Annotated in this window: 24 protein-coding genes and 1 riboswitch; of the genes, 21 read left to right on the forward strand and 3 right to left on the reverse strand. The window is 71.9% G+C overall.

What is annotated here, in order from left to right:
* The first annotated feature begins 28 nt into the window (after positions 1–28).
* From HNR19_RS00745 to HNR19_RS00790, 10 genes are all read left to right on the forward strand, one after another.
* On the forward strand, positions 29–1,141 hold the full coding sequence (locus HNR19_RS00745; protein WP_179666097.1) for an NAD(P)H-dependent amine dehydrogenase family protein: 1,113 nt from the start codon (positions 29–31) through the stop codon (positions 1,139–1,141).
* Entirely contained in the window at positions 1,138–1,983 is an 846-nt protein-coding gene (locus HNR19_RS00750) for an SDR family oxidoreductase (protein ID WP_179666098.1), read from the forward strand. Before HNR19_RS00745 ends, HNR19_RS00750 begins: the two co-directional genes overlap by 4 nt.
* Positions 1,984–1,993: 10 nt before the next feature.
* Positions 1,994–3,067 carry an MBL fold metallo-hydrolase gene (locus HNR19_RS00755; protein ID WP_179666099.1) on the forward strand — a complete coding sequence of 358 codons (1,074 nt, stop codon included), beginning with the start codon at positions 1,994–1,996 and terminating at the stop codon, positions 3,065–3,067.
* A gap of 6 nt (positions 3,068–3,073) precedes the next feature.
* Positions 3,074–3,181, forward strand: a riboswitch (TPP riboswitch).
* On the forward strand, positions 3,171–4,244 hold the full coding sequence (locus HNR19_RS00760) for a thiamine ABC transporter substrate-binding protein (protein ID WP_179666100.1): 1,074 nt from the start codon (positions 3,171–3,173) through the stop codon (positions 4,242–4,244). (Overlaps the previous riboswitch by 11 nt.)
* Before the next feature lie 244 nt (positions 4,245–4,488).
* Entirely contained in the window at positions 4,489–6,141 is a 1,653-nt protein-coding gene (locus HNR19_RS00765) for an ABC transporter permease (RefSeq protein ID WP_246303454.1), read from the forward strand.
* Positions 6,135–7,250, forward strand: a complete 1,116-nt coding sequence (locus tag HNR19_RS00770; protein WP_343046986.1) for an ABC transporter ATP-binding protein — start codon at positions 6,135–6,137, stop codon at positions 7,248–7,250. The genes HNR19_RS00765 and HNR19_RS00770 overlap by 7 nt, the downstream gene beginning before the upstream one ends.
* Before the next feature lie 28 nt (positions 7,251–7,278).
* Positions 7,279–8,364: a phosphatase PAP2 family protein gene (locus tag HNR19_RS00775; protein WP_343046987.1), complete on the forward strand. Its 1,086-nt coding sequence runs from the start codon at positions 7,279–7,281 to the stop codon at positions 8,362–8,364.
* Between the two features lie 201 nt (positions 8,365–8,565).
* Positions 8,566–9,816: an NlpC/P60 family protein gene (locus HNR19_RS23055; RefSeq protein WP_179666102.1), complete on the forward strand. Its 1,251-nt coding sequence runs from the start codon at positions 8,566–8,568 to the stop codon at positions 9,814–9,816.
* A 23-nt stretch (positions 9,817–9,839) separates the two neighbouring features.
* Positions 9,840–11,840 carry an acyl-CoA dehydrogenase family protein gene (locus tag HNR19_RS00785; RefSeq protein ID WP_179666103.1) on the forward strand — a complete coding sequence of 667 codons (2,001 nt, stop codon included), beginning with the start codon at positions 9,840–9,842 and terminating at the stop codon, positions 11,838–11,840.
* A complete protein-coding gene (locus tag HNR19_RS00790; RefSeq protein WP_179666104.1) occupies positions 11,837–12,514 on the forward strand; it encodes a class I SAM-dependent methyltransferase in 678 nt (225 codons plus the stop codon). The genes HNR19_RS00785 and HNR19_RS00790 overlap by 4 nt, the downstream gene beginning before the upstream one ends.
* 3 nt (positions 12,515–12,517) lie before the next feature.
* Here HNR19_RS00790 and HNR19_RS00795 read toward each other — a convergent pair whose 3' ends face one another.
* Complete coding sequence (locus tag HNR19_RS00795; RefSeq protein ID WP_179670008.1) at positions 12,518–13,009, reverse strand: inorganic diphosphatase; 492 nt, start codon at positions 13,007–13,009, stop codon at positions 12,518–12,520.
* A 131-nt stretch (positions 13,010–13,140) separates the two neighbouring features.
* Here HNR19_RS00795 and dacB point away from each other — a divergent pair, with 131 nt between their 5' ends.
* From dacB to folE, 6 genes are all read left to right on the forward strand, one after another.
* Positions 13,141–14,607 carry a D-alanyl-D-alanine carboxypeptidase/D-alanyl-D-alanine endopeptidase gene (gene dacB / locus HNR19_RS00800; protein ID WP_179666105.1) on the forward strand — a complete coding sequence of 489 codons (1,467 nt, stop codon included), beginning with the start codon at positions 13,141–13,143 and terminating at the stop codon, positions 14,605–14,607.
* A 36-nt stretch (positions 14,608–14,643) separates the two neighbouring features.
* Positions 14,644–15,690, forward strand: a complete 1,047-nt coding sequence (locus HNR19_RS00805) for a zinc-dependent metalloprotease (RefSeq protein ID WP_179666106.1) — start codon at positions 14,644–14,646, stop codon at positions 15,688–15,690.
* 74 nt (positions 15,691–15,764) lie between these two features.
* The gene (tilS, locus tag HNR19_RS00810; RefSeq protein WP_179666107.1) at positions 15,765–16,745 is read left to right on the forward strand and encodes a tRNA lysidine(34) synthetase TilS; all 981 of its coding nucleotides are present in this window, start codon (positions 15,765–15,767) and stop codon (positions 16,743–16,745) included.
* Between the two features lie 5 nt (positions 16,746–16,750).
* Positions 16,751–17,302: a hypoxanthine phosphoribosyltransferase gene (gene hpt / locus HNR19_RS00815; RefSeq protein ID WP_179666108.1), complete on the forward strand. Its 552-nt coding sequence runs from the start codon at positions 16,751–16,753 to the stop codon at positions 17,300–17,302.
* Between the two features lie 37 nt (positions 17,303–17,339).
* A complete protein-coding gene (ftsH, locus tag HNR19_RS00820; RefSeq protein WP_179666109.1) occupies positions 17,340–19,412 on the forward strand; it encodes an ATP-dependent zinc metalloprotease FtsH in 2,073 nt (690 codons plus the stop codon).
* Between the two features lie 10 nt (positions 19,413–19,422).
* On the forward strand, positions 19,423–20,040 hold the full coding sequence (folE, locus tag HNR19_RS00825; RefSeq protein ID WP_179666110.1) for a GTP cyclohydrolase I FolE: 618 nt from the start codon (positions 19,423–19,425) through the stop codon (positions 20,038–20,040).
* Between the two features lie 11 nt (positions 20,041–20,051).
* On the opposite strand, the gene HNR19_RS00830 is transcribed toward folE, so the two are convergent.
* Together HNR19_RS00830 and HNR19_RS00835 are read right to left on the reverse strand one after the other, a co-directional pair.
* Positions 20,052–20,966 carry a TolB-like translocation protein gene (locus tag HNR19_RS00830; protein ID WP_179666111.1) on the reverse strand — a complete coding sequence of 305 codons (915 nt, stop codon included), beginning with the start codon at positions 20,964–20,966 and terminating at the stop codon, positions 20,052–20,054.
* Positions 20,966–21,880 (reverse strand): hypothetical protein, encoded by a 915-nt coding sequence (locus tag HNR19_RS00835; RefSeq protein ID WP_179666112.1) that lies wholly within the window; start codon positions 21,878–21,880, stop codon positions 20,966–20,968. The genes HNR19_RS00830 and HNR19_RS00835 overlap by 1 nt, the downstream gene beginning before the upstream one ends.
* A gap of 144 nt (positions 21,881–22,024) precedes the next feature.
* Between HNR19_RS00835 and folP the strand changes: the two genes are divergently transcribed.
* The 5 genes from folP to HNR19_RS00860 are packed head-to-tail and all read left to right on the forward strand — an operon-like array spanning position 22,025 to position 24,964.
* Complete coding sequence (folP, locus tag HNR19_RS00840; protein WP_179666113.1) at positions 22,025–22,849, forward strand: dihydropteroate synthase; 825 nt, start codon at positions 22,025–22,027, stop codon at positions 22,847–22,849.
* Entirely contained in the window at positions 22,846–23,253 is a 408-nt protein-coding gene (gene folB, locus HNR19_RS00845; RefSeq protein WP_179666114.1) for a dihydroneopterin aldolase, read from the forward strand. Before folP ends, folB begins: the two co-directional genes overlap by 4 nt.
* Positions 23,250–23,819 carry a 2-amino-4-hydroxy-6-hydroxymethyldihydropteridine diphosphokinase gene (folK, locus tag HNR19_RS00850; protein ID WP_179666115.1) on the forward strand — a complete coding sequence of 190 codons (570 nt, stop codon included), beginning with the start codon at positions 23,250–23,252 and terminating at the stop codon, positions 23,817–23,819. Before folB ends, folK begins: the two co-directional genes overlap by 4 nt.
* A 12-nt stretch (positions 23,820–23,831) precedes the next feature.
* The gene (locus HNR19_RS00855) at positions 23,832–24,341 is read left to right on the forward strand and encodes a DUF3180 domain-containing protein (RefSeq protein WP_343046988.1); all 510 of its coding nucleotides are present in this window, start codon (positions 23,832–23,834) and stop codon (positions 24,339–24,341) included.
* A 26-nt stretch (positions 24,342–24,367) separates the two neighbouring features.
* On the forward strand, positions 24,368–24,964 hold the full coding sequence (locus tag HNR19_RS00860; RefSeq protein ID WP_179666116.1) for a hypothetical protein: 597 nt from the start codon (positions 24,368–24,370) through the stop codon (positions 24,962–24,964).
* The last annotated feature ends 98 nt before the right edge of the window (positions 24,965–25,062 follow it).

Here is a 25,062-nt window from a genome sequence, read left to right on the forward strand (position 1 = left end):
AACTAGAACCTGTTCTACATTGACCTGCATGTCGCAGGTCATCCCCGAGAAGCCCCTCCGCGTCGTCGTCTGGTCCACCGGCACGATCGGCCGGCACGCCATCGCCGGCGTCGACGCGCACCCCGACCTCGAGCTGGTCGGCGTGTGGACGTCGACGCCCGAGAAGCACGGCAAGGACGCCGGCGAGCTCGCCGGCCTCGGCCGCGAGCTCGGCGTCAAGGCGACCACCGACCGCGACGAGCTGGTCGCGCTCGCGCCCGACTGCATCGTGCACGGCGCGATGACCGACGACCGCGTCTTCGAGTCGATCGCCGACCTCACCGCGCTCATCCGCGACGGCGTCAACGTGGTGTCGAGCGGCCCGGTGATCCTGGTGCACCGCGACGGCACGCTGCCGGCGGAGATGATCGAGGAGATCGACGAGGCGGGCCGTCAGGGCAACGCCAGCCTCCACGTCAACGGCATCGACCCGGGCTTCGCCAACGACGTGCTGCCGCTGGTCATGACCTCGCTCTCGCAGCGGATCGACCACGTCAAGGTCAGCGAGATCGCCGACTACTCCACCTACTACCAGCCGGTCGTCATGAAGGACCTGTTCGGGTTCGGGCAGCCGATGGACGCCAAGCCGATGCTCTGGGAGCCCGGCATCCTCTCCACCGCGTGGGGCCCGGTGGTCCGCCTGATCGCCGCGGGCCTCGACGTCACCCTCGACGAGCCGCTCGTCGAGCACGTCGAGCGCCGGCCGGCCGGGCGCTCGATCTCCACCGCGTCGGTCGACATCGAGGAGGGGACGATGGGCTCGGTCCGCTTCCAGGTCGTCGGCACGGTCGACGGCGTCCCGCGGGTCACGCTGGAGCACGTCACCCGCACCGACGCAGCGAGCGACCCCGACTGGGCGCGGCCGCTCGAGGGCGACGGCTGCTACCGCGTCGAGATCGAGGGCGAGCCGATGATGAAGGTCGACTTCACCCACCACGGCGAGCACGGCGACCACAACGTGTCCGGGATGATCGTGACCGCCCAGCGCCTGATCAACGCGATCCCAGCCGTCGTCGCTGCGAAGCCCGGCCTCGTCACGCCGCTGGACCTGCCGCTGGTCACGGGTCGCGGTCTCGTCACCGGCACGGGAGGCGCCCGGTGAGCATCCTCGACCGCTTCACCCTCACCGACCACGTCGCGATCGTCACCGGCGCGGGCCGGGGCATCGGGGCGGCGACCGCGGTCGCGCTCGCGGAGGCCGGCGCCGACGTCGTCATCTCCTCCCGCACCGAGTCGCAGCTCCAGGAGGTGGCGGCCCGGGTCGAGGCGGTCGGCCGGCGTGCGGTCGTCGTACCCGCCAACCTCGCGCACACCGAGGAGGTCGCGGGCCTGGCGCAGCGTGCGTACGACGAGCTCGGCCGGCTCGACATCGTCGTCAACAACGTCGGCGGCACCATCCCCAACGCGTTCCTCGACACCGACGTCGCCTACCTCGAGGAGGCGTTCCACTTCAACGTCAGCACGGCGCACGCCCTCACCCGCGCCGCCGTGCCGCTGATGCTCGCGTCGATGGACACCGACGAGGAGCCTCGGCAGAAGTCGATCACGTCGATCAGCTCGATGATGGGCCGTACGGCGGACCGCGGCTACGTCGCCTACGGCACGGCCAAGGCGGCGCTGGCCCACTGGAGCCGGCTCGCCGCCACCGACCTCGCGCCGCGGATCCGGGTCAACGGCATCTACGTCGGCTCGGTGCTGACGAGCGCGCTCGAGTTCGTCGCCGGCGTGCCCGAGGTGCGCGACGAGATGGAGGGCAAGACGCCGCTCGGCCGGCTCGGCGAGCCGGAGGACATCGCGGCCGCGGTGGTCTACCTGTCCTCGCGAGCGGGCCAGTTCCTCACCGGCAAGATGCTCGAGGTCGACGGCGGCATCCAGGTGCCCAACCTCGACCTCAAGCTCCCCGACCTCCAGCCCACGGAGTCGCCGGAACCGGTCGGCCCCTAAGGTCGGCCGGGTGACATCAGGAGGAGTCAGCACCGCCCACGCCGTCTCGCCCGACTCCGGCGAGCACTGGACAGCCGAAGGCGCGTGGCAGGTCGCGCCCGGGATCCACCGGATCCCGCTGCCGCTGCCGATGGACGGACTCCGTGCGATCAACGTCTACGTCGTCGAGAGCGACGACGGGCTGACGCTCATCGACGGCGGCTGGGCGATCCCGGTCGCGCGGGAGCTGCTCGACAGCTGCCTGCGCTCGATCGGCTCGGGCTTCGGCGACATCCGGCGGTTCCTCGTCACCCACGTGCACCGCGACCACTTCACGATGGCGAGCGTGCTCGGTCAGGAGTACGGCGCCGAGGTTGCCCTCGGTGAGGGCGAGAAGCCCGCACTGGAGCTGCTCCAGGCCTCCGGGCGCGGCGAGGTCACGGAGAACCCGTTCGCGGTCGTGCTGCGCTCCGCGGGTGCGGCCGACGTCGCCGAGGCCTGGACCGCCGGCCGGACCGACGCCGACCTGCCCGACCCGAAGGACTGGCAGTTCCCCGACACGTGGCTCGCCGGCGATCACGAGGTCGTCGTCGGGCGCCGCACGATCGACGCGGTGCACACCCCCGGCCACACGCCGGGGCACTACGTCTTCGCCGACCGGGCCGACGGGCTGCTGTTCGCCGGCGACCACGTGCTGCCCACGATCACGCCGTCGATCGGCTTCACCGTCCCGGCGGAGCCCGACCCGCTCGGGCACTTCATGGCCTCGCTGACCAAGGTGCGGTCGCTGCCCGACCTGCGGATCCTGCCGGCCCACGGGCCGGTCGCGCCGTCCTCGCACGCGCGCGTCGACGAGCTGCTCGCCCACCACGAGGACCGGCTGGTGCGCTGCCGGGAGTCGCTGCGCCGGCGCGGTCCGTCGTACGCCGCCGTCGTGGCCACCGACCTGGGCTGGACCCGCCACGAGCGGTCCTACGACGAGCTCGACCTCTTCAACCGGGGCATGGCGGCGATGGAGACCAAGGCCCACCTCGACCTGCTCGTCGCCCGCGGCGAGGCGGTCGCGGACGAGACCGCCGACGGGGTCGTCTACCGAGCGCATTAGTCTGGGAGCACAAGACAGGGGAGCCCGCTGTGCGGGCTGAGAGTGCGGAACCGCCGCAGACCCTCCGAACCTGATCCGGCTAGCACCGGCGAAGGGAGTCAGCATGAAGACCATTGCGTCTGCAGTCCTCGCGTCCACGTTCCTCCTGGGCGCGTGCTCGCTGAGCGGCGAGAACGATCGGGCCGAGGACGAGGCCGGCGGCAGCACGCCCGACTCGCCCGCCGGCACGGGCGAGGTCGTGCTCGTCACGCACGACTCGTTCTCGCTGCCGAAGAAGCTGGTGGCGAGGTTCGAGCAGGAGACCGGCTACACGCTGGTGCAGTCGCCCGCCGGCGACGGCGGCGAGCTCACCAACAAGCTGGTGCTCACGAAGGGCGACCCGCTCGGCGACGTCGCGTTCGGCATCGACAACACCTTCGCGTCGCGCGCACTCGACCAGGGCGTGTTCACGCCGTACGCGCCGGAGCTGCCCGAGGGCGCCGAGGACGAGCGGCTGCCCGGCGACGTCGAGGGCGCGCTGACGCCGATCGACCACGCGTCGGTCTGCGTCAACGTCGACGAGAAGTGGTTCGCCGACGAGGGCCTCGAGCCGCCGGCGACGTTCGAGGATCTCGCCGACCCGGCCTACGAGGATCTCTTCGTGACCCCCGGCGCGACCACGAGCACGCCCGGCCTGGCCTTCATGCTCGCCACGATCGGCCACTTCGGCGACGACTGGCTCGGCTACTGGGAGGACCTGCTGGCCAATGGTGCGAAGGTCGTGAAGGGCTGGGAGGACGCCTACTACGTCGACTTCACGTTCTCCGGCGGCGACCGGCCGATCGTGCTGTCCTACGACTCCTCCCCGGCCTTCACCGTGCCGAAGGGCGGCGGCGACAGCACCACGAGCGCGCTGCTCGACACCTGCTTCGAGCAGGTCGAGTACGCCGGCGTGCTCGAGGGTGCCGCCAACCCGGAGGGCGCGCAGGCCGTCGTCGACTGGCTGCTGAGCCCCGAGGTGCAGGCGGCGCTCCCGACGAGCATGTACGTCTTCCCCGTCGACGACTCGGCGCGGCTCCCGAAGGACTGGGCCGCGCACGCCGTACAGCCGGAGGAGACGGAGGAGGTCGACCCGGCGGAGGTCGCCTCGATGCGCCAGGAGTGGCTGCAGGAATGGACCGACGTCGTCACCCGGTGAGCCGTCCGGTGGTTGAGGTGCGAGGAGCGCTAGCGACGAGCCTCGAAACCTCCGGACGTGGTCTGGAGAAGGTGGTGTCGCCCGTGGCGGCCCGGATCCGCGGGAACCCGCCGGCCGGGCTTGCTCGCTCCGCCGCGCGGCGGCGCTCCGTGGCTGCGCGCCGCGGGGGTCGGGGCGCCGGCGCGTCGTCGCGAAATCGCCCGGCCGTCGGGTTCCGTCGGATCCGGGCCGGCGCGTTCGCATGATGCGCCGGGTTGCCTTCGTCGCGCTGGCGCTCGTGCCGGTGGCGGTGTTCGCCGTGTTCTTCGTGCTGCCGGTGGCGGGGATGCTGGAGCGCGGGCTGTGGGTGGACGGGCGGTTCGAGCCGGGTGCGGTCGTCGACGTGCTGGCGCGGCCGCGCACCGGCCGGGTCGTGTGGTTCACGGTCTGGACGAGTGCCACGGCGACAGCGGTGTCCGTGGCACTGGGGCTCCCGGCGGCGTACGTGCTGCACCGGTTGTCGTTCCCGGGGCGTGGCCTGGTGCGGGCGCTGATGCTGGTGCCGTTCGTGCTGCCGACGGTGGTCGTCGGCGTGGCGATGCGTGAGCTGCTCGGTGAGTCCGGCCCGCTGGGCTTCCTCGGTCTCGACGGCACGCCGGCGGCGATCATCGCGGGTCTGGTGTTCTTCAACGTGGCCGTCGTGATCCGGACGGCGGGCGTCGCGTGGGAGGGCCTCGACCGGCGGCCCGCCGACGCCGCGGCCGCCCTCGGCGCGACGCCGCGGCAGGTGCTGTGGACGGTCACCCTGCCGGCGCTTCGTCCGGCGATCGTCTCGGCGGCGAGCGTGGTGTTCCTGTTCTGCGCGACCGCGTTCGGCGTGGTGCTGACGCTCGGCGGGGTGCGCTACGCGTCGGTCGAGACCGAGATCTACCTGCTCACCACCCAGCTGCTCGACCTGCCCGCCGCGGCGGCCTTGTCGCTCGTGCAGCTGCTCGCGGTCGTCGCGCTCCTCGTGCTCGCCGGCCGGCTGCGGGCCGTGCCGGACCCGACCGTACGGCGCGCGCTGGCGGCTCCGGCGCGTCCGCGGGCGTCGGACCTGCCCGCGGTGCTCGTCACCGCCGTCACCCTGGTCGCCGTCGCCGCGCCGATCGCCGGGCTGGTGCTCGGGTCCGTGCGCGACGACGGCCGCTGGACGCTCGCGTTCTACCGGGCGATGACGGGCACGGGGGAGGACGTCGGCGGCGGGCTCGGCGACGGGCTGTTCCGGGTGCCGGTCACCGAGGCGCTCACCAACTCGCTGCGGATCGCCGTCGACGCCACCTGGATGTCGTTGCTGCTCGGGCTGGTCGTCGCGTTCGTGGTCACGCGCCGCGTGCGCACCCGCACCGGTCGCACCGCGCGCGGTGCGCTCGACGCGCTGTTCATGCTGCCGCTCGGGGTCTCGGCGGTGACGCTCGGCTTCGGCTTCCTGATCACCCTCGACGAGCCGCCGCTCGACCTGCGGTCGAGCCCGCTGCTCGTGCCGGTCGTGCAGGCGCTGGTCGCGCTGCCGATCGTGGTGCGCACCCTGGTGCCGGTGCTCGGCGGCATCGACGACCGGCAGCGCCAGGCCGCCGCGTCGCTCGGCGCCGGCCCGCTGCGCGCCGTACTCACGGTGGACCTGCCGGTCGTGTGGCGGCCGCTGCTCGCCGCGGCGGGCTTCTGCTTCGCGGTGTCGCTCGGGGAGTTCGGCGCGACGTCGTTCATCGTGCGGCCGGAGGTCCCGACGCTGCCGGTGGTGATCTTCCGTCTCATCGGCCAGCCCGGCGAGCTCAACTACGGCACCGCGATGGCCGCGTCCGTCGTGCTCGCCGCCGTGACCGCGCTGGTGGTGCTCCTCGTCGAGCGGGTCCGGGTGCCGGGGGTGGGCACGTGGTGACGGCTGCTCTCGAGGTCTCGTCGGCCTCGGTGTCCTTCGACGGCGTGCGCGCCGTCGACGACGTGAGCCTGAGCCTGCCCGACGGCGAGGTGCTGGCCGTGGTCGGGCCGTCCGGGTGCGGGAAGTCGTCGCTGCTCCGCGCCGTCGCGGGCCTCGAGCCGTTGTCGTCGGGACGGGTCTCCTGGGCCGGGCAGGACCTCGCCGGCGTCCCGACGCACCGCCGCGGCTTCGCGCTGATGTTCCAGGACGGCCAGCTCTTCGACCACCTGACGGTGGCGCGCAACGTCGCCTACGCCCTGCGGCTGCGGCGCGTCTCCCGCGCGGAGACGGCGACCCGGGTCGAGGAACTGCTCGAGCTCGTCGGACTCGGCGGGTACGGCGCCCGCCTGCCCCGCACGCTCTCCGGCGGGGAGCGGCAGCGGGTCGCGCTCGCCCGGTCGCTCGCTGCCGAGCCCCGGCTGCTCCTGCTCGACGAGCCGCTCAGCGCCCTCGACGCCGGGCTGCGCACGCGGCTCGCCGCCGACCTGCGCCGGATCCTCCGCGAGGCCGGCACCACCGCGCTGCTCGTCACCCACGACCAGGAGGAGGCGTTCACGATCGCCGACCGGCTGGCGGTGATGCGCGCCGGCCGCGTCGTACAGCAGGGCACCACCGCCGAGGTGTGGGCTGCCCCCGCCGACCCCGAGACCGCCCTCTTCCTCGGCTACGCCGCGGTGCTGGAGGGGCCGGCCGCTGATCGCCTGATGTCGAATCCGCCCTCATGGTCCGCCGAATCGTCATCGGTGGTTCGCGCGCCGACCACCACGTCCGACTCGACCGACCATGAGGGCGGACTCGGCGAACCATCAGGCACAACTCGACGGGTCGCCGTACGGCGCTCCGCGGTGACGGCCCTACCGGCGCGGGACCACGGTGCGGGCGGCCTGACGGGGCGGGTGGTGTCGGTGCAGCCGACGCCGGACGAGCTGCGGCTCGTCGTCGACGTCGCCGGGATCGGCGAGCTGCCCGCGGTCGGGACGGCCGGATGGTTTCCGGAGGCCGGCGAGACTGTCAGCCTGCGGGTCGATCGTGTGCGCCTCGCCATACTCCCCGAAACCCGGGGGAAATGATCTGACGTGACTCCCTAGACTGTCGCGGGTGTACCGCCGCGCCTATACCCTCCTGATCGCCACGGCGCTCATCATGGGTGGGCTCGCGGTGTTCGTCTCGGTCAAGTACGACCGTCCGCTCCTCGACCCCGAGGGCAGCTTCCTCGGGCCGTCGTGGGTCCGGCTGCCGCTCCTGCTGCTGCTCGCCCTCGCTCTCGACATCGTCCCGCGCACGCTGTGGCTCTCGCGTGGCCTGCCCGGCCGGTTCTGGCCGCTGGCCCAGGAGCGGCTGAGGAAGCACTGGGACAAGGAGCGGATCATCCTGGTCGCGCTGGGGATCGTCTCCTTCTACGTCACCTACGTCAGCTACCGGAACCTCAAGTCCAACCTGCCGTTCGTGCGGGACACCGATCCCGATCCGGACCACGTCAGCCCCCTGGAGTACGACTGGGAGCTGCACATCATGGACAAGGTGCTGTTCTTCGGGCACGAGCCGTCCGACGTGCTGCACGGTTTGCTGGGCACGAACCTCACCGCCAACATCCTGTCGCCGATCTACCTCTTCTTCCTGCCGATGGTGCCGATCGGCGTCACCCTGTGGCTGGTCTGGTCGCGCAACCTCTCCTACGGCTACTGGTTCGTGACGTCGCAGTGCCTCTGCTGGTCGCTGGGGACGCTGTCCTACTACCTGCTGCCGACGGTCGGGCCGGGCATCGAGCGGCCCGGGGACTTCGAGGGCCTCGACCACACGGCGACGACCGACCTGATGAACTCGATCGCCAACGCGCGCGGACAGATCCTCAACGACCCCACCCAGACCGAGATCGTGAACTCGGTCGCCGGCTTCGCCAGCCTGCACTGCGCGATCACGCTCCTGCTGGCGCTGATGGTGCAGTACACGCTGCGCTCGAAGACCCTCAACTGGATCGTGTGGATCAACTTCGCGCTGACCGTGGTGGCGACGCTCTACTTCGGCTGGCACTACGTCGCCGACGACATCGCCGGTGTGGCGATCGCGATCATCTCGTTCTACGTGGGCGGCATCGCCAGCGGGCAGAAGTTCGGCCTGGACAGAGGCGGGCTCCGCACGCACCCCACGACCACCACCTCGAAGGTGCCCGTCGACGCGGACTGACGCGGAGCGAAGGGCGCCCACCGCCATCCGCGAGAACTACATCGATGTAGTTCGCAAGCCGACACGCCGATACTTCTGAGATTTCTGTTTCTTTCTGTTCCCAATGTGACGAAAGTGGCCTAGCGTTCCACGAGTTGCTCCGGGTGATGGGGAAGTCGTGCCGGGGCTCGTGACCTGACCTCGACGAAACAGGAGCTCCCTGTGCGCCGCGCGCTGCCGTCTGTCCTGCTTGCCCTGACGCTGGCTGCTGCCGCCGTCATCCCCGGCGCCCAGGCCGATCCCGGCGACCCGAACCCGCCGAGCCGGGCCGAGGTCCGCGACGCCCGCGACGAGGCCCGGCTCGCCGCCGACGACGTCGACTCGATCCAGGCCGCGCTCGACGCCGCGAACGCCGAGCTCGCGAACGCGGAGATCGCCGCGCTGCAGGCGGCGGAGGCCTACAACGGGGCGCGCTACCGGGCGCAGCAGGCGCGGATCGCGGCGCAGCGCGCGGAGCGAGAGTCGCGGCGGGCCGACCGGGCGCTGGCGGAGCAGAAGGACTCCTACCGCGGGACGGTGCTCTCGTCGTACGGCGCCGGGGTGGAGCTCGATGCGCTCGACGGGATCCTCGATGCCGACGGCATGAGCTCGGTCATCGACCGCAGCGTCGCCGCCGACGTGGTGCAGGAGCGCCTCGACGAGCAGCGCGACGACTACCTGGTCGCCGCCGACGAGGCCGACGCCGCCGAGCAGGAGGCCGAGGACACCGCGGACGACGCCGCCGCGGCGGAGGACCGGGCGCGCGAGGCGCACGCCGCCGCCCAGTCGGCCGCCGACGCGGCCGCGGCCGCCGCCGCGTCGATCGCCGGCGAGAAGGAGGAGCTGATCCGCCGCCTCGCCCGGCTCGAGGGAATCAGCATCGACCTCGCCGAGGAGCGGCAGGCTGCGCTCGAGGCGCAGCGGCTCGAGGAGGAGCGCGAGCAGCTGGAGCAGGAGCAGCAGGACGAGCCCGACACCGACGACCCCGGCGACGGTGCCGACGAGCCCGACGCGGAGGTGCCGGACGGCGACACCGGTGACGACACCGACGAGCCGGCCCCGCCGGCCGACGCCGGGGCAGCCGAGGCGATCGCGTTCGCCCGCGCCCAGCTCGGCGAGCCCTACGTCTGGGGTGCCGAGGGTCCGGGCTCGTGGGACTGCTCGGGCCTGACGATGGGCGCCTGGGCCGCCGGCGGGATCGCGCTGCCGCACTACTCGGTCGCGCAGTACCAGCAGTCGACGCCGATCTCGGTCGACGACCTGCGGCCGGGCGACCTGGTGTTCTGGAGCTCGTCGAGCAGCTCCTCGGGGATCTTCCACGTCGCGCTCTACACCGGCGACGGAATGATCATCCACGCGCCGCGCACCGGCCGGCCGGTGACGGAGGAGTCGATGTACTACTGGATCCCCCCGACGCACTTCGCGAGGCCCTGACCGCCAGGCACTAGGTTCTTGTCATGTCGTCCACTGACGAAGTCACCGGTGCAGAGACCCCGACCGTCGAGGCCGAGACCGAGGTGCCGCCGCTCACAGTCGACGTTCCGGCGCTGGCGGACGTGCTCGACGGCGAGTACGGCGAGATCCGCGCGGCGGTGCGCGAGCAGCTGGCGGCGTACTCCTCGGTCCTGAGCGACGCCGAGACGATGACCCGCGAGGAGTTCCGCGAGCGCGTCAAGGACGTGGTCGTGGAGGTCGCGGCGACCGGCCAGACCGGCTTCGGTTTCCCCAAGGAGTACGGCGGCGGCGGGGACATCGGGGCGTCGGTGGCGGCGTTCGAGACGCTCGCGTTCGGCGACCTGTCCGTGCTGGTGAAGGTCGGCGTGCAGTTCGGCCTCTTCGGCGGCGCGATCCTGATGCTCGGCACCAAGGCGCACCACGACGCCTACCTCGAGCCGCTGATCAAGGGCGAGCTGCTGGGCTGCTTCGCGATGACCGAGACCGGCCACGGCAGCAACGTGCAGGCGCTCGGCACGGTCGCGACCTTCGATCCCGACACGGACGAGTTCGTGATCGAGACGACCACGCCGGCGGCGACCAAGGACTACATCGGCAACGCGGCCCGCCACGCGCGGCTGGCGGTCGTCTTCGCGCAGCTCGACGTGGCCGGCGTGCGCCACGGCGTGCACGCGTTCGTCGTACCCCTGCGCGACGAGAGCGGCGCCGTGCTGCCCGGGATCGAGATCACCGACGACGGCCTGAAGATGGGCCTCAACGGGGTCGACAACGGCCGGATCCGGTTCAGCGGGGTGCGGGTGCCGCGCGGGGCGCTGCTCAACGAGTTCGCCGACGTCACCGAGGACGGCACCTACGTCAGCGAGATCGAGAACCCCAACCGGCGCTTCTTCACGATGCTCGGCACCCTCGTGCAGGGCCGGGTGTGCGTGGGCGCGGCGGGCATCAGCGCGGCCAAGGTGGCGCTGACGATCGCCGTCGAGTACGGGCTCCGCCGCCGCCAGTTCGAAGCGACTTCGGAGGAGCAGGAGGAGCTGCTCCTCGACTACGGCATGCACCAGCGACGGCTGCTGCCGCTGGTGGCGCGCACCTACGCGCTGCACTTCGCGCAGGAGGTCCTCACCGCGCGGCTGCACGAGGTGTTCTCCGGCATCACGACCGACGAGGTCACCCGGCGCCAGCTGGAGGCCCGCGCCGCGGGCACCAAGGCGCTCGCGACGTGGCACGCGACCCGCGCGATCCAGGAGAGCCGCGAGGCGTGTGGCGGTGCGGGCTACCTCGCCGTCAACCGGTTCACCGCACTCAAGGCCGACACCGACGTCTTCACCACGTTCGAGGGCGACAACACCGTCCTCCTCCAGCTCGTGGCCAAGGGGCTGCTGACCGACTACGCCAGCGACTTCTCCGACCTCGACCAGCTCGGCATGGTGAAGTTCGTCGCTGGGCTCGCGGTCGAGACGGTGCTGGAGAAGTCCCGCGCCCACAAGCTGCTCGAGGCGATCAAGGACGCGCTGCCGGGCGGCGACGAGTGGGACCAGGACGCCGGCCTGCTCGACCCCGACTACCACCTGGCGATGTTCGAGTTCCGCGAGGAGCACCAGATCAGCGGCGTGGCGCGGCGCCTGAAGCGCGGCGTCGACGCCGGCATGAACCCCGGCGAGGTGTTCTCGCGCGTGCAGGACCACGTGATTTCCGCCGCCCGAGCGCACGTGGAGCGGCTAGTGCTCGAGGCGTTCATCGACAAGGTGCGCTCGCTGCCCGACGGCGACCTCAGGGTCGCGCTCAACGCGGTGTGCGATCTGCACGCGCTGTCCTCGATCGAGGCCGACCGCGCCTGGTTCATGGAGCACGGCCGGCTGACGACCCAGCGGTCGAAGGCGATCACCCGCGAGGTCGGCGCGCTCTGCCGCCGGCTGCGGCCCGTCGCCGGCGACCTGGTGGCCGCGTTCGGGGTGCCGCGCGAGGTGCTGCGCGCCGAGGAGCTGCTGAGCTGGAGCGACGCATGATCGCGCTGCGGCACGTGCCCGGCCTCGGTGGCTGGTCCGACGACCCGGCGTGGGCGCACATCTACGACTGGTCCGTCGAGCACCGCAGGCTCGGCGGCCTCGGCTGGCGGCTCGCCCTCCAGAGCGATCTCGGCAAGCTGTACGCCGCCACGGCCGCGATCGGCCGCCAGCAGGCCGGAGCGCGGATCCTCGACATTCCCTGCGGCGGAGGCGTGGCGCTGCGCGGGCTGAAGCCCGGCCAGGGGGTCGAGTACGTCGCCGCGGACATCTCGGAGCGGATGCTGGAACGGACCCGCCGGGCGGCCGAGCGCCGCGACGTCGCCGACCAGGTGCGGCCGCAGGTCGCCGACGTGGGCGACCTCCCGTGGGACGACGGCTGGTTCGACATGGTCGTCAGCTTCACCGGCCTGCACTGCTTCCCCGACCCGGAGCGCGCGGTGGCCGAGGTGGCGCGGGTGCTGAAGCCCGGCGGGGTGCTCACCGGCAGCACGCTGCTCAACGACTCCGGCATCCAGCACGCCCCGATCCGCGCGGTCGGGCGGGCGGCCGGGCTGCTCGGCCCGGGCTGCACGGGCGAGCAGCTGCTCGGGTGGCTCGACGACCGGCAGGTCGCGGACGTCGTACTGGACCGGAGCGGGGCGATCGCCTACTTCAGAGGCGTCAAGCGCGCCTGAGGCTCAGTGGCCGCCGTTGCTCTTGAAGCGCTCGAAGGAGGCCTGGACCTCGGCCTCGGCCTCGGTGCGGCCGACCCAGTCGGCGCCCTCGACGGACTTGCCGGGCTCGAGATCCTTGTAGACCTCGAAGAAGTGCTGGACCTCGAGCCGGTCGAACTTCGGCACGTGGTTGATGTCGCGGAGGTGCTCCATGCGCGGGTCGTTGGACGGCACGCAGAGCACCTTGTCGTCGCCGCCGGCCTCGTCGGTCATGCGGAACATGCCGATAGCGCGGCACTTGATGAGGCAGCCGGGGAACGTCGGCTCCTGGAGCAGCACGAGCGCGTCGAGCGGGTCGCCGTCCTGGCCGAGCGTGTCCTCGATGTAGCCGTAGTCGGCGGGATACATCGTCGAGGTGAAGAGGAAGCGGTCCAGGCGCATCCGACCGGTCTCGTGGTCGACCTCGTACTTGTTGCGGCTCCCCTTGGGGATCTCCACGAGCACGTCGAACTCCAGCACTTCTTCCTCCGCGTCAGCCTCGGGGACCGAAGCCCACGAACGGCCCCGATCGGTTGTCTGGGCACATCCTCGCGCACAATGGCCCCGATCGCGCAGTCGAGACGGGAGTGGATGTGGGCAGGAGTGACGTGGAGCACGGCCGTCGCGGCTGGCTCAAGTGGCTCGCCGCCCTGCTCGTGGTGCTCCTCGTCGCCGCCGGCGCGGTGTCGTGGCGGCTCGGGTACGCCGAGGACTGGATCGACGCGCTGCGCGGTGACGACGACCCGCCGGCCGACCCCGCCGACGTCGCGCCGCCGCCCGAGGTCGACATCCCGCCGGTCGACCCCGCCCCGCCCGCGGTGGCCCGCGCTGCCGACGGGAGGGGACCGCTCGACCGCGCCGCGATCGAGCGCGCTGTGGCCCGCTTCCTCGGCGACAAGGACCTCGGCAAGCACGTGATCGGCGCGGTCGCGCCGCTGGAGGGGCGCGGTGCGACGTACCTCCTCGGCCAGGGGGTCGCGACGCCCGCCTCGACGACGAAGGTCGTGACGTCGGCCGTCGCGCTGTTCCTGCTCGGTGCCGAGCACACCTTCGAGACGTCGACCGTGCTGCAGGGCAGCGGCCGGACGCCCGAGCTGGTGCTGGTCGGTGGCGGCGACCCGTTCCTGCTCAGCAGCCAGGACGCGCTCTGGGGCACGTCGACACCGGCGACGTACGTCCCCGAGAAGGCCGACATCGCCACGCTTGCGCGGCGGACCGCGCGCGAGCTGCGCGCCGACGGGGTCACCCGGGTGCGGCTCGGGTACGACGACAGCCTCTTCTCGGGCCCGGCGGTGAACCCCGAGTGGGAGCCCGACTACGTCCCCGACGGCGTGGTCTCGCCGATCACCGCGCTGTGGGTCGACGAGGGACGCGACCCGAGCGGCTACGGGCGGGTGGCCGACCCCTCGCTGTCGGCCGCCAACGTGTTCGCCGCGGCGCTGAAGACCAACGGCATCACCGTCGCCGGGTCGGCGACGCACGTGGTCGCCGGTGGGTCGGCGACGGACGTGGCGGAGGTCGAGAGCCCGCCGCTCGCTCAGATCGTGCAGCGGCTGATCGAGGTCAGCGACAACGAGGCGTCCGAGGTGCTGCTGCGCCACATCGGCCTCGCGTCCGTGGGCGAGGGGTCGTCCGACGCAGGGCAGCGCGGCGTCGAGAAGGTGCTCGAGGCCAACGGCGTCCCGATGCGCGGCTCGGTGCTGTACGACGGCAGCGGCCTGTCCCGCAACAACCTGATGTCGCCGCAGCTGCTGCTCGACGTGCTCCGCTTCGCGGCCGACGACCAGCACCCCGACCTGCGCGCGGTGATCAGCAGCCTCCCCGTGGCGGCGTACACCGGGTCGCTCTCCGACCGGATGGGGGAGGGTGCGCCGCCGGGCCGCGGCCGGGTCCGCGCCAAGACCGGCACGCTCACCGGCGTCACCTCGCTCGCCGGTGTCGCGGTCGATCTCGACGGCAACCTGATGGTGTTTGCGCTGATCGCCGACAAGGTGCCGCCGCCCCGCTCCGGGATGGCGCAGACCGCGATGGACAACGCGGCCGCTGCGCTGGGCGCCTGCCGCTGCGGCGGCTGAGCGCCCCCTGTTGGGCGAGAGCCCTAGGCTTCCCGCATGACCGAAGCGCCCGACCTCCCCGCCGTCATCGACTGGCGGCTGGCGGTGTCGCTCGGGTCCAAGATCGCGGGTGAGGGCCCGGAGGTCAGCCGCGACGAGGCGGCCGAGGTCGTGGCCGAGCTGCGCGCGGGTGCGGCCCGCTCCACCGGGCTGGTGCGCGACTTCACCGGGCTCGACGCGCCCGACGGCACCGCGCCGGTGCTCGTCGTCGACCGGCCGGGCTGGGTGCAGGCCAACGCCGAGGGGTTCGCGGTGGCGACCCGGCCGATGGTCGAGAAGATGGTCGCCAAGAAGCCGCCGACCGGGCTCTCCCTGAAGGTCGGCTCCAAGGTGACCGGCGCCGAGGTCGGTGGCCTCCTCGGCTTCCTTGCCGGCAAGGTCCTCGGCCAGTTCGACCCGTTCTTTGAGCCGTCGGGGCGGCTGCTCCTGGTGGCTCCCAACATCGCCCACGTCGAGCGCGAGCTCCACGTCGACCCGCACGACTTCCGGCTCTGGGTCTGCCTGCACGAGGAGACCCACCGGGTGCAGTTCACGGCAGTCCCGTGGATGCGCGACCACCTCTTCTCCGAGATCCGGGCGATCAGCGACACCGTCGAGCCCGACTCGATCGTCGAGGGCGGCATCGAGCGGATCGCCCAGGCCATCAAGTCGACGAGGGCCGGCGGCAGCATCATCGACATGGTCAGCACCCCCGAGCAGCGGGAGATCCTCGACCGGGTCACCGGCATGATGTCGCTCCTCGAGGGCCACGCCGACGTGGTCATGGACGACGTCGGCCCGACCGTCATCCCGTCGGTCAAGGAGATCCGCGAACGCTTCACCAAGCGGCGCAAGGGCGTCGGCACCCTCGACCGCCTGCTGCGCCGGCTGCTCGGGCTGGAGGCGAAGATGGCGCAGTACCGCGACGGCGCCAAGTTCGTCCGCGCCGTCGTCGACAAGGTCGGCATGGACGAGTTCAACGCCGTCTGGGCCGCCCCCGAGCACCTGCCGTCCAAGGCCGAGCTCACCGACCACGACGGCTGGGTCCGTCGCGTGCTGGGCTGACCGATGCTCGACGTACCTGACGTATTGGCTCTCCGGCGGCCGGATTTCGCGCCAGAACGTCAGGTGCGTCGCTGATGAGCCTGCACCCGGCCGTCGCGGCCGTACGGCGCTGCGTCCGCCGCAGCCTCGACGGGCTCGAGCCGGGCGACACCGTCCTCGTCGCCTGCTCCGGCGGCGCCGACTCGCTGGCGTTGCTGAGCGCCGCCGTGTTCGAGGGGCGCAAGCTCTCGCTGCGCGTCGTCGGCGTCACGGTCGACCACGGCCTCCAGGACGGCTCGGCCGACCAGGCGCGCAAGGTCGTCGCCCAGATGGCCGAGCTCGGCGTCGACGAGACCGGCTCGGTCCGGGTGCAGGTCGAGGGCACCGGCGAGGGGCCGGAGGCCGCGGCGCGCCAGGCCCGCTACGCCGTGCTCGAGCAGATGCGCGAGCACCTGGGCGGGTCGCTGGTGCTGCTGGGCCACACCCGCGACGACCAGGCCGAGACCGTGCTCCTCGGGCTGACCCGCGGCTCCGGGGCGCGCTCGCTGGCCGGCATGCGCCGCGGGTTCGACCACTACCGCCGGCCGCTGCTCGACGTGGGCCGCGACGACACGGTCACCGCCTGCCAGGTGCAGGGCATCGACTTCTGGGATGACCCGCACAACGAGGACCCCGGCTACACGCGGGTCCGGGTGCGCCGCACCGTCCTTCCGGTCCTGGAGGAGCAGCTCGGCCCCGGGGTCGCCGCGGCGCTCGCGCGCACCGCCGACCAGGTGCGCGACGACGTCGAGGCGCTCGACGCGCTGGCGCAGGCGGCGTACGACGAGCTGCGCGGCGGCGACGGACTTCCCCTCGACGCCCTTCACGACCACTATCGGGCGATCGCCTCGCGCGTCCTGCGCCTGGCCGCTCTGGACGCCGGCGCGACTGACAGCGAGCTGTTCCACGCCCACGTCCGCGCTCTGGTCGATCTCGCGGCCGGCCGGACTCGCGGCGACGTACAGCTGCCCGGCCACGTCACGGCGTACGTCGAGGACCGTTGCCTGCGGTTCCGCACCACCGCTGTGACACCATGACCGCCATGGACTCCGCGGCCGTCGAGAACGACCTCGTCGAAACGCTCTTCACCGAGAAGCAGATCCAGGACCGGCTCGGCGAGCTGGCGCAGGAGATCGAGCGCGACTACGACGGCAAGGACCTCGTCATCGTCGGCGTCCTCCGCGGCGCGGTCATGGTGATGGCCGACCTGGCGCGCGCCCTCGACCGGCACGTCGAGATGGACTGGATGGCGGTGTCGTCCTACGGCTCCGGCACCAAGTCGTCGGGCGTCGTGCGGATCCTCAAGGACCTCGACGGCGACATCACCGGCCGCCACGTGCTCATCGTCGACGAGATCATCGACACCGGCCTCACGTTGTCGTGGCTGACCTCCAACCTCGGCTCGCGCGGCCCCGCGAGCGTCGAGATCTGCACGCTGCTCCGCAAGCCGGAGGCGCTGCAGATGCCGGTCGAGGCCAAGTACGTCGGGTGGGACATCCCCAACGAGTTCGTCGTCGGCTACGGCCTCGACTACCGGGAGCGCTACCGCAACCTCCGCGACATCGCGACGCTCGCACCCCACGTCTACAGTTGACAGTTCAGAACGTCTGGACATTGGAGCGGATGAGTCAGTGAAGCGCGTTTTCAGGGGCCCCTGGCTCTGGATCGTCGTGGCGGTCGTGACCGTCCTCCTCGCCCTGGAGTTCCTCGCTCCGGGTGGGGGACACGACGAGATCACGACGTCCCAGATGAGCACCTACATCGCCGAGGGCGACGTCGACGAGATCAAGTTCATCGACGGCGACCAGACGATCGAGGCGACCCTCGACAAGGGCACCCGCGACGAGGGTGACCAGGTAATGACCCACTACATCCAGGGTCAGCAGGAGGGCATCCTCGCCGCCGTCGACGAGCAGCTCGCCGAGGGCACCATCGAGAAGTCCGACTCCGAGAACCCGCAGCCGAGCCTGCTCGGCTCGATCCTCGCGACGCTGCTGCCGTTCGCGCTGATCATCCTGCTGTTCATCTTCCTCATGAACAACGTCCAGGGCGGCGGCCGCGGCGTGATGCAGTTCGGCAAGTCCAAGGCCAAGCTGATCGCCAAGGACATGCCCAAGACGACATTCGCCGACGTCGCCGGCTGCGACGAGGCGATCGAGGAGCTCGGCGAGATCAAGGAGTTCCTCTCCGAGCCGGCGAAGTTCCAAGCCGTCGGCGCGAAGATCCCGAAGGGCGTCCTGCTCTACGGCCCGCCGGGCACCGGCAAGACCCTGCTCGCGCGCGCCGTCGCCGGCGAGGCGGGCGTGCCGTTCTACTCGATCTCCGGCTCCGACTTCGTCGAGATGTTCGTCGGCGTCGGCGCCAGCCGCGTGCGCGACCTGTTCGAGCAGGCCAAGGAGAACGCCCCGGCGATCGTCTTCATCGACGAGATCGACGCCGTCGGCCGCCACCGCGGCGCCGGCATGGGCGGCGGCCACGACGAGCGCGAGCAGACGCTCAACCAGCTCCTCGTCGAGATGGACGGCTTCGACGTGCGCGGCGGCGTCATCCTGATCGCGGCCACCAACCGGCCCGACGTGCTCGACCCCGCGCTGCTGCGCCCGGGCCGCTTCGACCGCCAGATCGGCGTCGACGCCCCCGACCTCGCCGGTCGCCACCGCATCCTCCAGGTCCACTCGCGGGGCAAGCCGCTCGCGAGCGACGTCGACCTGATGTCGACCGCCCGCCGCACGCCGGGCTTCTCGGGCGCCGACTTGGCCAACGTGCTCAACGAGGCCGCGCTGCTCACCGCCCGCAACAACCAGAAGCTGATCACCGCGCAGGCGCTCGACGAGGCGATCGACCGGGTCATCGCCGGCCCGCAGCGCCGTACCCGCCTGATGAGCGAGCAGGAGAAGCTGATCACGGCCTACCACGAGGGCGGCCACGCCCTCGTCGCGGCGGCGCTGCCGGGCACCGACCCGGTCCACAAGATCACGATCCTCCCGCGCGGCCGGGCGCTCGGCTACACGATGGTGCTGCCCGACGAGGACAAGTACTCCCAGACCCGCTCGGAGATGCTCGACAAGCTCGCCTACATGCTCGGCGGGCGCGCGGCGGAGGAGATGGTCTTCCACGACCCGACCACCGGCGCCGGCAACGACATCGAGAAGGCCACCAACCTGGCCCGCGCGATGGTCACGCAGTACGGCATGACCGAGCGGCTCGGCGCGATCAAGCTCGGTGAGTCCAACTCCGAGCCGTTCCTCGGTCGCGACCTCGGCCACTCGCGCAACTACTCCGAGGACGTCGCCGCGATCGTCGACGAGGAGACCAAGAACTTCCTCGCCGCCGCCCACCAGGAGGCGTTCGACATCCTGGTCGAGAACCGCGACGTCCTCGACGCGCTGGTGCTGGCGCTGCTCGACAAGGAGACCCTCGACAAGGCGGAGGTCGCCGCGATCTTCGAGGCGCTGCGCAAGCGGCCCGAGCGTCCGGCGTGGACCGGCTCGCCCACCCGGGTCCCCTCGGACATCCCGCCCGTCGAGATCCCCGAGGAGATCCGCCGCCGTGCGTTCCAGAACGGCAACGGCGCGGCGCCCGAGCCCGGCGAGGAGGGCGGCTCGATCCTGACGCCGCCCGGCCCCGGCGGCGACGTCTACGGCGGCCCGCCGATCGCGCCGCCGAGCGATCCGACGCCGCCGACGCCTCCGTCGGGGACCTAGAGTTCGCGGCATGGCCGACCCGATCTCCCAGCCGGACCGGGCTCCCGAGGACGTCCCGCCGTTCGACCAGCCGCGCGCCGAGGCCGCGGTCCGCGAGCTGCTCGCGGCGATCGGCGAGGACCCGGAGCGCGAGGGGCTGCGTGACACTCCCGCCAGGGTGGCGCGTGCGTACGCCGAGCTCACCCAGGGCCTGCGGATGCGTCCCGAGGACGTGCTCACGACGACGTTCGACCTCGGCCACGACGAGATGGTGCTCGTCCGCGACATCGAGCTGTGGTCGATGTGCGAGCACCACCTAGTGCCGTTCACCGGCGTCGCGCACGTGGGCTACATCCCGGCCGAGACCGGCAAGATCACGGGTCTGTCCAAGCTGGCGCGGCTCGTCGACCTCTACGCCAAGCGACCGCAGGTGCAGGAGCGGCTGACCACCCAGATCGCCGACTCCCTGATGGAGATCCTCGAGGCCCGCGGCGTGATCGTGGTGATCGAGGCGGAGCACCTCTGCATGACGATGCGCGGCGTGCGCAAGGCCGGCGCCCGGACGATCACCTCGGCGATCCGCGGCACCATGCACAACGCGGCCACCCGCAACGAGGCGATGAGCCTGATCATGCACGGCACCCGCTGAGCAAGGCCGGGTCAGTCCGGACCGAACCGTCGTTCCACCCACGCGCACCCGAGGACGCGGGTCCCGGGGTCGCCGACCGACCGGACGTCACCGGTCTCGATCGACAGCACGGCGAGGTCCCCGCCTCCGGTCAGCAGTGCCTCGGTCCCGTCAGGGCTGAGGCAGCCCGCTCGACGGGCCGCCGGCGGGAGCCGCTCCGCTGGGCGACCGGGCTCCCAGAGGAGGGCAGGCGCGCCCCTGTCGCCGAGCAGCAGCAGGGGTCGACCGTTGTCGCGCACCCCGTAGTCGGCGGGCACGTAGCGTCCCGGGGCGACCGCGTGGCGTGGGCCGACCCGTCCGTCCTCCACCGTGATGGCGCGCCAGGTCGTGTGGCCGTCGTGGGTGTCGACCACGGCGAGGGTCGTCGGGTCCAGCCACGCGGCGCGCGCCGTCGGCCCGCCGCCGAGGCGGCGCCAGGCACTCGTGTCGCGCTCGCGCAGCATGAGCTCCCACGACCGCTTCCCGACGGGGCGCAGGGCCACGAGGTCACCACGGTTGCTGATGTCCGGGGACGATCCTCGTGCCCGGGGGACCGGCTCCAGGTGCCCGTCGCTCGTCATCAGGGCGATCTCGTCGACGCCGTGCGGCGCTTGGGCCGCCACGAGTCCGGCGCGACTGACGGAGAAGGTCGACACCCCGAACGGCCCGGGGACGTCGGTGACCTGCGTGGCGTCTCCGGTGGCCAGGTCGACGCGGAAGATCTCGTAGTGCCGGGATCCGTCGGTGTTGACCTGGAGGTACAGGTGGCCCTCCGATCCGACCTTCGTCCAGTCGCCTTCGAGCCGAACCGGATCGGCCTCCGTCGTGGCCGGCCGGGCCGGCTCGTCGTCGCACCCGGCCACGCCCGCGCCCACGAGCACGAGCGCGGCCACCAGCGCGCCCCTCATCAGTCGAACGACTCGCACCGGCGGCCCAGGACCTGGAACCACTTCGTGCAGTGGGCGCTGATCTTGGTCGCGATCACCCAGGAGAGCGCACCACGCCGACGCTGCGGCAGCTCGTACAGCACGTGGACGACGTTGCCCACCCACCTGCCGGTGCCCTGGAAGGTCCAGTCGTCCGAGGAGGTGTAGTAGCCGTTCACCTGGTTGGCATCGACGTACTCGGCCGGGACGTAGAGCCGGGAGTCACTGCCGTTGGTGCCGGTGAAGCGGAGGTCGTCGTCGATCCCGACGGGTGCGGTGGCGCTGATGCTCGCGATGCCCGCCGAGAGCTGGAACCCGAGGGTGGCGTGGATGCCGCCGTCGTCGGAGACGGTCTCGCCCCAGCTGCCGCCGAGCTTGATGTCCGGCCGGTCCTTGATGGAGACCGCAGCACCCTCGAAGTTGGCGTTCCACTGGTTCTCGGTGTGCCCACCGCCGGTCGCGCAGAACTCGAACTGCTTCATCCATCGATCCTTCCTGCCCCGGGTCCGCGCGCGGTTGACCTTGTAGACGAACAGCTTCCACTGGTGGCTGAACGAGTGTCCCGCCATGTTCACCGAGCGGGGATGGAACGCGATCACCCGGGACGAGTTCTTCACGCACGCGAACGACAGCCGCCCGTCTGATCGGTCCTCCGGTGAGGGCGGTTCGGGGTGCAGCTGTGAGCTGGTGTACTCGACGTCGGTGATCTGGTGACGGCGAAGGCCGACCTTGCCGTACATCCGCATCCATTCCGACGCCCGCTGCTTCACCTTCTTCTTCCGCGGCCGCTCGGCCTCGGCGGCGGAGCTGGAGGTGACCGGGTCGGCGGCGGCGAGTGCCGCCTCCGCAGGGAGGGTGAGACAGGCCAGCAGGACGAGGATCAGAATGCGACGCATCGCTTCGCTCCTTGTGAGTGCGCCGCACCGAGCCGGCGGCGCTCCGAGATGCGAGGAGTCAAGGCGCGGGGTCCGACATTGGACAGCCCCGGTCGACGAGCCTGTGGACAACCGCCTGGGCGACCGCCCGATAGCCTCGCCCGCATGTCGATGTCACGACCGTTGGTGATGGGGGTCGTCAACGTCACGCCCGACTCCTTCAGCGACGGCGGGCTCTATCTCGACACCGAGCGCGCGATCGGCCACGGGCGTCGCCTGCTCGACGAGGGCGCCGACATCCTCGACATCGGCGGTGAGTCGACCCGGCCCGGCGCCACGCGCCCGCTGGCCGAGGAGGAGCTCGGGCGGGTGGTTCCCGTGATCACCGCGCTCGCGAAGGACGGCGCCGTGGTGTCGGTCGACACCATGCGGGCCGAGGTCGCCGCGGCCGCGCTCGACGCCGGCGCCCGGATCGTCAACGACGTCTCCGGCGGCCTGGCCGACCCGGCGATCCTCGACGTGGTCGCGGGCTCGCGGGCGACGTACGTCGCGATGCACTGGCGCGCCCACAGCGACCGGATGCAGGAGTTCACGTCGTACGACGGGCCGGTGGCGGACGTGGTGGCGCGCGAGCTGCGGGAGCGGGTTGCGGCGATCCGCGCCGCGGGTGTGCCCGACGACCGGATCGTGCTCGACCCCGGGCTCGGGTTCGCCAAGACCGGCGACCAGAACTGGGAGCTGCTCGCCGGCCTCGACGCCGTGCAGGAGCTGGGGCTGCCGGTGCTCGTCGGGGCGAGCCGCAAGCGGTTCCTGGGCACCCTGCTGGCCGGGCCCGACGGCGAGCCGCGGCCGGTCGACGAACGGGAGCTCGCCCACGCCGCGATCGTGACCGTGCTCGCCCAGCGGGGCGTGTGGGGGGTGCGCGTGCACGACGTACGAGCCACCCGTGATGTGCTGGCGGTGATCGAGCGGATGGAGGCGGAGCAGTGAGCAGTGGAGCCACCGACGAGCTCAGCGTGCTGGGCATCGAGTGCTTCGGCCACCACGGGGTGTTCGACCACGAGAAGCGGGACGGTCAGGTGTTCGTGATCGACCTGACGCTCGGTGTCAACACCCGTCCCGCCGCGGCGTCGGACGACTTGCGCGACACCGTCGACTACGGAAGTCTCGTGGGCCAGGTGACGGCGGCGGTTACTCGGGACCCTGTCGATCTCATCGAGACACTTGCAGAGCGGGTGGCCGGTGTGTGCCTCTTGGACTCTCGTGTTGAATGGGCGCGGGTGACCGTGCACAAGCCGGACGCGCCGATCGAGGCAAGGTTCTCCGACGTGACGCTGACGATCACCCGCCACCGTCACGACGAACCTGCCGGACAGGGAGAGGGCCACCGATGACCGAGACCCCCAATCCGAACATCATCGACGCAGACACGCTGACCGGTGAGATGCGCCCGATCCGCCGGGTGGTGATCGGGCTCGGCTCCAACCTCGGCGACCGGCTCGGCAACCTGCAGGGTGCCGTCGACGCGCTCAGTGACACCCCCGACGTCTGGATCACCGGCGTCTCGCCCGTCTACGAGTCGACGCCGGTCGACTGCCCGCCCGGCTCCGGCGACTTCCTCAACGCCGTCGTGCTCGCCGACACCACGCTGGCCGCCAACCGCCTGATGGACCGCGCGCTCGCGATCGAGGACGCCTACGACCGCGACCGCAGCCACGGCGTCAACGCGCCGCGCACCCTCGACGTCGACCTGATCGTCGTGGGTGACCGCCGCAGCGACACCGAGTCGCTCAAGCTCCCGCACCCGCAGGCGCACACGCGCGCGTTCGTGCTGCAGCCGTGGCTCGACCTCGAGCCCGACGCCGAGTTCCCCGGCAACGGCCCGGTCGCCGACCTGCTCGCGAAGGTCGGCACCGAGGGACTCAAGCGGCGCGACGACATCACGCTCGACATCGAGTAGGACCGCTCTGCGGTGAGGGACGAGCCCCCGGCTCCCGACGACACCGACCCGGACCGGGACGAGCAGCACGGCTCGCTGCGGCCGACCTCGGTCGCCGCGCTCGCCGGCTGGGCCGTGGTCGGCCTGGTGTGCGGCTGGGCGGTGCACCCGATCAGCGAGCGCCTCGGCACCGTAGCGCCGGTCATCTCCTGGCTCCAGCCGCTGACCCTGTGGCTGCTCGCCGCCATCCTCGGCTTCACGGCGTGGGCGACCTGGCGGTCGGTGCAGGTGCGCCAGGAGCGGCTGCTCGCCCACCAGGCCGTCAACCGACTGGTCCTGGCTCGCGCCTCGGCGATCGTGGCCGCCCTCGTCGCGGGCGGCTACGTCGGCTACGCGCTGAGCTGGCTCGGGGAGTCCGCCGAGATGGCCGACGACCGGGTGCTGCGCTCCCTGCTCGCCGCGGGCGGTGCGGTCGCCGCTGTGGTCGCGGCGCTGCTGCTCGAGCGCGCCTGCCGTGTGCGCGGCGAGTCGCCGGATGCCTGACGATTTCTGTGTCTAGTGTGAACAATGTGACTCCCGTCAATGGCTCCCGTCGCCGTCAGCGGTCGACCCGTGTCGCGGTCGCCGTCCTGCTCCTCGTGCTCGCGGCGGCCGCCGTCGCGGGAGCCGCTGTCACGGGCTCGTGGGTCGCCGTGACCATCGCGGGCGCCGCTGCCGTCCTGCTCGGTGCGGTCGCCACCAAGATCACCCACTCCGAGCTGATGGCCTCTCGTCGCGACGCCGCCCGTGACCGCGCCGAGCAGGCGCAGGCCTTCCGCGAGGTCGACGAGCGCCGCTCGCTGGAGGGCGTGGAGTTCGCCGCCGACATGCAGGGCCGCATCGCGCAGCGCGAGGCCGTCGTGTCCCGCCTCGAGGGCCGCCTCGCCGACGCCGCCGCCGAGCTGGCCGAGGCTCGCCGCCAGGTCACCGCCGAGCAGGAGCGTGCCGAGACTGCGGAGAAGGAGACCGGTCGCCTCGCCGAGCGGCTCGCTGACGCCGAGGAGCGCGCGAGCGACGCCGTCGTACGGGTGGCCGAGCTCGAGCAGGAGATCGACGTGCTGACCGCCCAGTGGCAGGCCGCCGAGGCCGCCCTCGCCGAGCAGAACCGGATGCGCAAGGGCGCCTGAGCTCTCGCCGGATCCGCCACCAACCACGAGTGCGGATTCGACGCGCCACGAGGGCGGATTCGACGCGCCACGAGGGCGGATTCGACGACCAGGGATAA

Source organism: Nocardioides thalensis, from assembly GCF_013410655.1.
GTDB lineage: Bacteria > Actinomycetota > Actinomycetes > Propionibacteriales > Nocardioidaceae > Nocardioides > Nocardioides thalensis.